At 45.3% G+C, this 9,819-nt stretch carries 7 protein-coding genes; all 7 read left to right on the forward strand.

The features are described from left to right. Window positions 1-78 precede the first annotated feature (78 nt). Window positions 79-1,146 carry a methionine ABC transporter ATP-binding protein gene (locus ACQ5BJ_RS08340; RefSeq protein ID WP_430110149.1) on the forward strand — a complete coding sequence of 356 codons (1,068 nt, stop codon included), beginning with the start codon at window positions 79-81 and terminating at the stop codon, window positions 1,144-1,146. After that, the gene (locus ACQ5BJ_RS08345) at window positions 1,143-1,823 is read left to right on the forward strand and encodes a methionine ABC transporter permease (protein WP_005547756.1); all 681 of its coding nucleotides are present in this window, start codon (window positions 1,143-1,145) and stop codon (window positions 1,821-1,823) included. Before ACQ5BJ_RS08340 ends, ACQ5BJ_RS08345 begins: the two co-directional genes overlap by 4 nt. Before the next feature lie 89 nt (window positions 1,824-1,912). Next, window positions 1,913-2,374 (forward strand): S-ribosylhomocysteine lyase, encoded by a 462-nt coding sequence (locus ACQ5BJ_RS08350; RefSeq protein WP_005547758.1) that lies wholly within the window; start codon window positions 1,913-1,915, stop codon window positions 2,372-2,374. Window positions 2,375-2,379: 5 nt separating this feature from the next. Continuing rightward, on the forward strand, window positions 2,380-3,150 hold the full coding sequence (locus tag ACQ5BJ_RS08355; RefSeq protein ID WP_005547760.1) for an SDR family NAD(P)-dependent oxidoreductase: 771 nt from the start codon (window positions 2,380-2,382) through the stop codon (window positions 3,148-3,150). 49 nt (window positions 3,151-3,199) lie between these two features. Further along, the gene (locus tag ACQ5BJ_RS08360) at window positions 3,200-4,048 is read left to right on the forward strand and encodes a MetQ/NlpA family ABC transporter substrate-binding protein (RefSeq protein WP_005547762.1); all 849 of its coding nucleotides are present in this window, start codon (window positions 3,200-3,202) and stop codon (window positions 4,046-4,048) included. A gap of 13 nt (window positions 4,049-4,061) precedes the next feature. Continuing rightward, entirely contained in the window at window positions 4,062-4,781 is a 720-nt protein-coding gene (locus ACQ5BJ_RS08365; RefSeq protein WP_005547764.1) for a 5'-methylthioadenosine/adenosylhomocysteine nucleosidase, read from the forward strand. A gap of 644 nt (window positions 4,782-5,425) precedes the next feature. Next, window positions 5,426-9,796: an IPT/TIG domain-containing protein gene (locus ACQ5BJ_RS08370; protein WP_430110143.1), complete on the forward strand. Its 4,371-nt coding sequence runs from the start codon at window positions 5,426-5,428 to the stop codon at window positions 9,794-9,796. The last annotated feature ends 23 nt before the right edge of the window (window positions 9,797-9,819 follow it).

The raw sequence follows: 9,819 nt of genomic DNA on the forward strand, positions 1-9,819 counted from the left end.
AAACTGATGTATAATTACTGAAATTTAATTTTTCGTTGATTCGACAGTACATAGAACGATCAGGAAGGGTTGGACATCATGATCTTTTTATCGAATATTCATGTAACGTTTGACACGGGAACTCAATCCGTAGCTGCTGTTCAGGATGTCAGCCTGCACGTGGATGCTGGCGATGTCTACGGCATCGTTGGATACAGTGGGGCAGGGAAAAGCACTTTGGTTCGTGTCATTAACCTGTTGCAGCGGCCTGCTAGTGGGAGTGTAGAGGTGAACGGTCAGGACTTGCTGGCGTTAAGCCCCAAGGAGCTGCGAACAGCCAGGAAGAAGATCGGGATGATCTTCCAGCACTTTAACCTGATGAACTCCAGAACGATCTATGATAATGTGGATTATCCCTTGAAAAGCTCTAAGCTTTCTAAGCGCGAACGTTCACAGAAGGTCAAGGATTTACTTGAATTAGTTGGCTTATCGGATAAAGTGGACGCATATCCCTCACAATTGTCAGGCGGGCAGAAGCAGCGGGTAGCGATTGCTAGGGCGCTGGCAAATGATCCGGAAATCCTATTATGCGATGAAGCGACGAGTGCTTTAGACCCTAAAACCACACTATCCATATTGGAATTATTGAAAAAAATGAACCAAACCTTAGGGTTAACGATCGTGCTCATTACGCATGAAATGCAGGTGGTCAAAGAAATTTGCAACAAGGTTGCCGTGATGGAAGACGGACAAATTATCGAACAGGGCGATATTGTCTCTATCTTCAGCCGTCCGAAAAATGCGTTAACTCGTGATTTTATCCATACGGCAACTCATATGGAACAAACACTAGAGAAGCTTATCCAGCATCCGTCATTAATGCAGCGGAAGGACAATGATATTTTGTGCAAGATATCCTACATTGGCGACAGTACGAGCGAGCCGATCATTTCGGCACTAACCGCTCGCTACAGGGTAACGACTAACATCTTATATGCGAATGTAGAAATTCTACAGCAGACGCCTATCGGCAATCTAATTGTGGTCATGTCAGGCTCCGCAAGCAATTTAGAAGAGGCGCTCCGATATTTGCAATCGATTCAAGTCACCGTTGAATTGCTCGATGACCATCTTCTGCAAACAGGGAAAGTAGGTGAAACGGTGTGAGTGAGTTTTTAATGAACAACTTTCCGAACATCTGGAATTTAAGAGAAGAGATTCTGATCAGCATCTATGAAACGATTTACATGGTGGTCGTGACCTCACTATTTTCGGTATTATTCGGACTCTTGCTGGGCGTGACCCTGATTGTGGTCGATAAGGGCGGGATTTTGGAGAACAGGCACGTTTACAGTATCTTGGACAAAATCATTAATCTGTTTCGCTCCATTCCGTTCATTATTCTTATCGCCGTTGTCGTTCCGCTTACTCGCCTCATTGCGGGGACATCGATCGGCATGCATGCAGCGATTGTGCCGTTAGTCATTGGGATCGTTCCTTTTTATGCGAGACAAATCCAAAATGCGCTGGTAGAGGTAGACCCGGGAATTGTGGAAGCAGCTCAGTCAATGGGATCAGGCCCAATTGAGATTGTGTTCCGTGTCTATTTGAAGGAAGGATTGAACGCTATTGTCCGTGCTTCCTCTGTGACGGTCATAAACCTGATTGGGCTGACGACGATGGCGGGTGCGATTGGCTCGGGCGGCTTGGGCAGTCTGGCAATTAGCAAAGGGTATAACCGGTTTCAAAATGATATCACCATTGTAGCCACCATTTTGATCTTAATTCTGGTATTTGTATGCCAATTCATCGGTGACTATTTCACGAAAAAGACGATGCATTAGAAGCAGATTAGCGAACTTGATTTATGCAGTATGCCCTCTCAGGCGCGTACTGGATTAAATACATACTACAGGCAAAGGACTGAAGAACAATGGCAAAAGTAGAAAGCTTTCAACTGGATCACACGATTGTAAAGGCTCCTTATGTAAGAGCGGCAGGACTTGAACATGATGAAAAAGGCAGCACCGTGCAAAAATACGATCTGCGCTTTTTGCAGCCAAATAAAGATGCAATTCCAACGGCAGCGCTTCACACGCTTGAGCATCTGCTTGCTACATATATGAGAGACGAGATTCAAGGAATCATTGATATTTCTCCGATGGGGTGCAGAACAGGTTATTATCTGATCCTGTGGAATGAGCATAGTCCGGAAGAGATTGCTTCCGCCTTGGAAAGCACGCTGAAGCGTGTATTAGAGACAACAGAGATTCCCGCTGTATCTGCACTGGAATGCGGCAACTACAAGGATCATTCGCTCTTCGCTGCACAAGAATATGCGAAGATTGTACTGGAAGCGGGAATCAGCAGAGATCCTTTTGAAAGAGTACTATAATCGCGATGATTACGCTCAATCTATCGCATCAGACAGCGATTGTAACTGGCGGGAGATCAGGCATAGGGCACGGTATTGTACAAATTTTGCTGCAAAGCGGAGCTACGGTCATCTCTGCTGATCTAGCGTACGAAGCTGATTATCGAGAGGTTGACGGTCAACTCATCGAGACGAAATTGGACTTGTCCAAATCCGAGGATATTGATCGCTGGTCCAGATTGGTTGTAGAGAATGCAGGGGTTCCCGATATCGTCGTGAACTGTGCGGGTACATCCACAATGGATTATGTGATTGACAGCAAGCTGGAGGACTGGGAGAAGGTTTTCTCCATTAACGCTACGGGGGTGTACCTGGTTTCCAAAATATTTGCCAAAGCAATGGTTGATACCGAGAAGCCGGGCAGAATCATTCAAATTGCTTCCCAAGCAGGAAAGAACGGTTACCGGGCTATGGGCGGGTATTGCGCATCCAAGCATGCTGTTCTTGGCTTGACGAAGGTGATGGCGATCGAGCTGGCGCGGCATAACATTCTTGTGAATGCAGTATGTCCGGGAATTGTGGAAACACCGATGAAGCATCGGGAGCGGATTGAAGGCGGAGTCATCCGTGGTATGACCGCAGAGGAAATCTATGCGGAGGATTGTTCGCAGGTTCCGCTCGGAAGAACCGCTGAAGTTCGGGATGTGGCCAATGTCGTGTTGTTCCTAGCAAGTCCGTTGTCTTCGTATATGACTGGTCAGGCGATTAATGTAACAGGCGGGATGACGATGCATTAAGCAAGAAAAGCTCTTATCTTTATTTTACATATAGGGGGGAGTAAATCGTATGAACAAAAAGAGAGTATGGGGCGGATTAGCGGTTGGATTGGCTTTGACACTGGTGTTGGCCGGCTGCGGAGGCAAATCATCAGGCGATGCTGATAAAATCGTGATCGGTTCCCAGGGATCGGACGCTCAGATTTGGAAGCATATTGCGCAGTCTCAGGCAGCCAAGGATGCTAAGCTCAATATCGAAGTCAAGGAGATCAATGGCGGCGTAGAGCTGAATAACGCGACCAAAGAAGGAGAAGTGGACGTCAACGCATTTCAATCTTGGGCGTACTTGGTCAGCTACAATAAAGACAGTAAAGCTAATCTTGCAGCAGTAGCGACAACGTATTTGGAGCCAATGGGGATCTATTCTGAGAAGGTTAAGGATATTAAGAACGTACCGGACGGAGCTGTTGTTGCCTTGGCGGATAACCCAGCTAACACGGCTAGAGGACTTAGCTTGTTGCAGGCAGCGGGACTCATCAAGTTGAAGGATGGGTTCAACCTGGGAACGGGTTCAGAAAGTGATGTTGTTGATAATCCAAAGCATCTGAAATTCAAGCTAATTGACGATACGACAGGCCCACGGGTCATTCAAGATGTGGATTTGGTATTGATCGGGAATACAGTTGCGATGGAAGGCGGGTTGAATGTATTAAAGGATTCGTTGTTCCATGAAGAGATTTCTGTGGATACCAAGCATAATATCAATGTTCTCGTGACCACCTCCGACAAGCAGAACGATCCTGGCATTTTGAAGTTAGGTGAACTGTATCACAACAAAGATACGCAAAATTATATAGAGAAAGAGTTCGGAGGCACAAAAGTGCCTGTAGAAAAACCGATCTCCTATCTGAAAGAATAGTGAGGCTGGCTTCATGCGGATTGCAATTATAACAGCAATGGAAGAAGAGATGGCTCCTTTTCGAAGCCAGTCCCAAATTACAGCAAGGACACAGGTAGGCAAGGTTATTTTGGAAGAGGCGATTTACCAAGGCCAATCCCTGATTCTAGTGGAAAGTGGAATTGGCAAGGTCAATGCAGCTATGGCGGCGACGCTTGTGATTGAACGGTATAAACCGGATGTCATCATTAATTCCGGATCGTCAGGTGCGTTTGCAGCAGGGTTGGACATTGGTGATGTCATTGTCGCTACCCAATATGTATATGGTGATGTCGATGCCACCTGCTTTGGCTATGAACCCGGTCAGGTTCCGCAAATGCCGGCCAAGTACGATTTGGATGCAGCGTGGTTGAATGTGGCGCGGCGAGCTGCGGCAGCAGCAGATCTCCCATACTCGCTTGATTTTGGTTTGGTACTGACTTTGGATTCATTTATGAGCGAGTCCGAACGGGTGAAGGGGGTTAAATCTACCTTTCCTCTCGTCAAGGTATCCGATATGGAAGGATTGGCAATTGTTCAGTCAGCAGCGCAATACGGAATTCCGGTATTATCCGTTAAGGCCGTATCGGACATTGCCGGACATGGCGATGTTACGGCGAACAGCTTCGATGATAATCTGGATGTCGCTGCTGACCATGCCGCGCATTTTACGAAGTTGCTGGTTGAGCAGATGCAGTCGAGATTGGCGAGTTGAACAAAATAGAGAAGATAGGTCAGATTCGCAAATCGTACCCTGCGAATAAATAGGCCAGTTCAAGAAATAGACCGTTACCTTTGCCGGGGGCGGTCTATTTGCGTTTATACTCAAAAAAGTGACTTATTCCGTTACGGACGACTTTATGAGCGGGTACTACTTAAAACCAACTAGAGTATTCTTTTTGAAAGGTTCGAGCCCGCCTATCATAAGAAGCAAGTCGTTGGACAGGATTCTACTTGAAAGCAAAGCTCCGTTTACTAAAGATATCAAATACACCTACCTACAATTTAGACTTTAAATTAAAAGTTAATAAATCAAATATATTCCATTAACTGGGATATATAAGACTTTTTTACTGCACGAAGTCTTTGTTACTGAATATTTCGACCTACACAACGCCTCGAAAAAAAGATTGATATTCGACCTATTATCCTATAGATTAGTAATGTTTGGGGAAATTTCAGTGAAAAAGTCGGAAATAAATACGATGATAATTTCCTATAAAACCCAATCGATTCATGTAAAACTATTTTTTGTAAATCAATGTAAAAAAGGAGTGTTGGAATGTCATTGAAAATTGAATGAATCAACATAGTAGTCTTCATTTTATTTATCATGATTAGGGGAAAGGATTGTAAATTTTGAAAAAAGTAATCCGTAAGTTGATGTTCTACATATGCGTATTAGCACTTATGATGCAACCAGATCTAGTACATGCATTTACTGTTGAACAGGATCGTACGCTGCAGGGATATTTTCAAATACCTGCCAACACCTATTGCAGTAAAGCAAGCTTTATAGATTTATCCCTAGAATTTACGAATACGCAGGATACTGAAGCAGTCGTAACTCTACTTTTATTTAAGAAAGATGGTAGCTTGTATACGGAAAAAGGAACGAGCATAGATGGGCTGGAATCTACGATTGAGCCAGGAATCCCTTTTTCTATTCAAAGAGGTTCCACTGAAACCTACCACATTTCTTACGGCGGACATCTGAATAATTGTTCAGATCGTGTATATTCAGGAAAGCTTGTGGTTACATCGGGTACAATTTCGGCTAATGGATGGGTGGACACAATCAACGGTCTTCATCCAATTCATTTCGGTGGGAGCCAGGCAGGCGGCCAGTTGAGCGGCAATCTCATTACGCCTTCTGATGTTATACCTCCTGCTAGCGTAAATAATCTGCTAATAGGTTCGACGTCGCCAACAGCAGTTAACCTGAAGTGGACAGCGCCTGGCGATGATGAGATGAAAGGAAAAGCAGCCTTTTATGATATTCGTTACAGCACATCGCCGATCACGGAGGCGAACTGGAATGATGCGACTCAGGCAACCGGTGAGCCGGTCCCTAGCTTGGCTGGTGAGCTGGAGAAGTTTACTGTGCAAGGTCTGGATCCTAATATGATCTATTATTTTGCCCTGAAAACTTATGATAAGGCGAATAACGGTTCCGCTCTTTCTAATGTGGTTAAAGGCGTAACGATTGATAAGGGTCCTGTCCTTGAGCGATATACAAACTCGATTATTCCAATCATGACAAGTTCAAATCTGCCTTCAGGTAAAGCCGCAGCAACAAGTGTGAAAGATTACTATGCGGCATGGAAAGCGTTTGAACCAGGGACTCAAGCGGGGAAAAGTTGGTTGTCAGCCTTTGCGCCGACATTGGCAGAGCCGCAACGGGTATGGTACGAATTTAATACGCAAAAGCAAGTTGCGAAATTTGCAATTTATCCGACGGAAGCGTTGAATTCAAGTCCGAAAGACTTCGAGCTTCAAGGCTGGGACGGTACGCAATGGATAACGATTCAAAGGTTTACAAACGTGACAGGTTGGGTACATGGTTCCAAGAAAGAATTTACGCTGCAAGGCACGCTGGGCAGCTACTCTAAATACGGAATTAGTATTACGTCAACAAACGGCAATACAGCCTATACAGGCATCGGATTTATCGAAATGTTTGAACTCAAGAAAGCGATTGAGGCTGTGGCTGATTTGACACCTCAAGCACCTACAGAATCTTCGATGAAATTGAAGTGGACAACACCGAAAGACGACGGAACAGTCAAGACGCAGAAGTTCTATGACATTCGATATAGCACCATCCCGATTACCGAATCGAACTGGATGAAAGCTGCTCAAGTGATTGGAGAACCGTTCCTTGGTGCTCCTGGAACAGAAGAATCTATGGTTGTTAAAGGGCTGCATGCGAACAGATTGTATTACTTCGCAATGAAGACCTATGATGAGGCAGGCAACATCTCGGAACTCTCCAACGTTGTATATGGAAAGACATTGCCGCTGCCTACAGATCCGGGTGTTAAGCGCTATACGACCAACGTCATTCCGCTTATGACAGGACCGGATAAACCGTCTGGCAGAGCAGACGCAACTAGTGTCAAGGCTTATCATGCGGCATGGAAGGCCTTCGGAATATTTGGCGAACCGGGGAATAGCTGGCTTTCCAATTTTGCACCAACGGAACTGGAACCACAACGGATTTGGTATGATTTCGGAATGCCTAGACAAATTACGAAACTAGCCATTTATCCAACTGAAATTTTAGATGCCAACCCGAAAGACTTCGATCTGGAAGGCTGGGACGGCGTCCAGTGGGTAACCATTCAAAGCTATACGAATGTTGTCGGCTGGGTATTCGGTTCCAAGAAAGAATTCATTGTGACCAATGCACCGCAAAGTTATACCAAATATGCAATTCGTATTACGGCAACCAATGGAAACAATGATTTCACAGGTATCGGATTTATCGAAATGTACGAATACAAGAAGGCGATTGATGCGATCAATAATGTAACGCCTCATTCTCCAACAGAGACGACAATTGATTTAACATGGACGGCGCCTGGCGATGACGGAACGATCAAAACATCGAAGTACTATGACATTCGTTATAGCAAGGATCCGATTACAGAGGACAACTGGTCCGTTACGAACGCAGTTTATGGCGAACCGTTTCCTCGCGCGGCAGGCTTAGACGAATCTTATACTTTGACAGGTCTTGAACCAGATACGATGTACTATGTAGCAATGAGGACGCATGATGAGTCGGGCAATATTTCATCGCTATCCAATATCGCAATGGCTACAACATTGCCGATGGGATCCTCAGCGGATGGGAAGAAATATTCTGCAACGATCATCCCGACGCTAACAGGCAGTACGACACCAAGCGGCAGAGCTGGAGCAACAAGTGTTAAAGATTTCTATGCAGCATGGAAGGCTTTTGAGCCGAACGTGCAAATAGGAAACAGTTGGGTGTCTGGTTTCCTTCCAACGCAAGCGGAACCGCAACGCGTTTGGTATGAATTCGGGGAACCAAAGCAAGTCGCTAAGTTTGCGATTTATCCAACTGAAGTGCTCGATATGAATCCGAAGGACTTTGAGCTGCTAGGCTGGGATGGGTTCAAATGGATAACGATTCAAAGTTACACTGACCAGAAAGGCTGGGTACTTGGTTCGAAGAAGGAGTTCACGATTGCCAATCCGGGAAGCTATACCAAATATGCCCTAAGCATCACAACGAACAATGGGAATCCTTCGGCAACGGGCGTAGGGTACATTGAGATGTATGAGCTTATTAGCCCGTTAGGTAAGGTTACGAACTTGTCACCGATTTCTTCAACCGATTCATCGATAAAATTGAGTTGGACATCGCCAGTGGATGACAGACAAGTGAAGACACCAAAACAGTATAATCTTCGTTACAGTACATCTCCGATCGATGAGTTGAACTGGGCAACTGTGACACAATCTGTTTACCTGGCGCTTGCGAACGCTCCAGGACAGAGCGAGTTGTTCGATGTTACGGGATTGAATGAAAATACAACGTATTTCTTTGCGCTTAAGACAGTGGATGATTCAGGGAATACTTCAGCACTATCCAATGTGATCAGCTTTGCCACAACTAGCTCAAGTCAACAAGCGAAGATCGGCATCACGGATCTTTCGTTGACTAGCGGAGACATTGCTGGAGGTACCGTCGTTACGATTCGTGGGACTAACTTCATTAAAGGTCTGAAAGTGTACTTTGGTGGGGAAGAAGCTATGGTCAACAGCGTATCCAGTTCCCAAGTAAATGTTGTGGTGCCTAAAGCAATGAAGGGTGGAACTGTGGACGTAAAAATCGTGAATCCGGACGGCCAGCAAGTCGTAAAACCAATGGCGTATACGTATTCCGTATTATCGACTGCCCCGACAATTACAACAATATCCCGTACTAGCGATACCATTGCTGGCGGAAGTCTATTAAATATCGATGGTTCAAACTTTATGCCAGGGGCGAAGGCGTACTTTGGCAATATAGAAGGGGAAGCAACTTTCGTTTCTGACACAAGAGTTAGAGCAAGAGTACCGAAAGCAGCAGTAGCGGGTCCTGTAGATATCCGAATCGTGAATCCGGATGGTCAAGAAGGCATTGTAGTAGCCGGTTTTACCTATAACTTACTGCAGCAAGCGGCTGCTCCGACAATTACAACAATATCCCGTACTAGCGATACCATTGCTGGCGGAAGTCTATTAAATATCGATGGTTCAAACTTTATGCCAGGGGCGAAGGCGTACTTTGGCAATACAGAAGGGGAAGCAACTTTCGTTTCTGACACAAGAGTTAGAGCAAAAGTACCGAAAGCAGCAGCAGCGGGTCCTGTAGATATCCGGATCGTGAATCCGGATGGTCAAGAAGGCATTGTAGTAGCCGGGTTCACCTATAACTTACCGCAGCAACCGGGTGCTCCGACAATTACAACATTATCGCGTACTAGCGATACCATTGCTGGCGGAAGTCTATTATATATCGATGGTTCAAACTTTATGCCAGGGGCAAAGGCGTACTTTGGCAATACAGAAGGGGAAGCAACTTTCGTTTCTGACACAAGAGTTAGAGCAAAAGTACCGAAAGCAGCAGTAGCAGGTCCTGTAGATATCCGGATCGTGAATCCGGATGGTCAAGAAGGTATTTTGCTAGACGGATTTACGTACAAAACTAAATAAGTTCTAAAGAAGCTTCACGAGGA

It is taken from the genome of Paenibacillus sp. B1-35, assembly GCF_050474385.1.
Lineage (GTDB): Bacteria > Bacillota > Bacilli > Paenibacillales > Paenibacillaceae > Paenibacillus_B > Paenibacillus_B alvei.

Coding starts and splice junctions, on each gene's coding strand:
- ACQ5BJ_RS08340 (WP_430110149.1), top strand. CDS start 79: ATGATCTTTTTATCGAATATTCATGTAACGTTTGACACGGGAACTCAA.
- ACQ5BJ_RS08360 (WP_005547762.1), top strand. CDS start 3,200: ATGAACAAAAAGAGAGTATGGGGCGGATTAGCGGTTGGATTGGCTTTG.
- ACQ5BJ_RS08365 (WP_005547764.1), top strand. CDS start 4,062: ATGCGGATTGCAATTATAACAGCAATGGAAGAAGAGATGGCTCCTTTT.
- ACQ5BJ_RS08350 (WP_005547758.1), top strand. CDS start 1,913: ATGGCAAAAGTAGAAAGCTTTCAACTGGATCACACGATTGTAAAGGCT.
- ACQ5BJ_RS08355 (WP_005547760.1), top strand. CDS start 2,380: ATGATTACGCTCAATCTATCGCATCAGACAGCGATTGTAACTGGCGGG.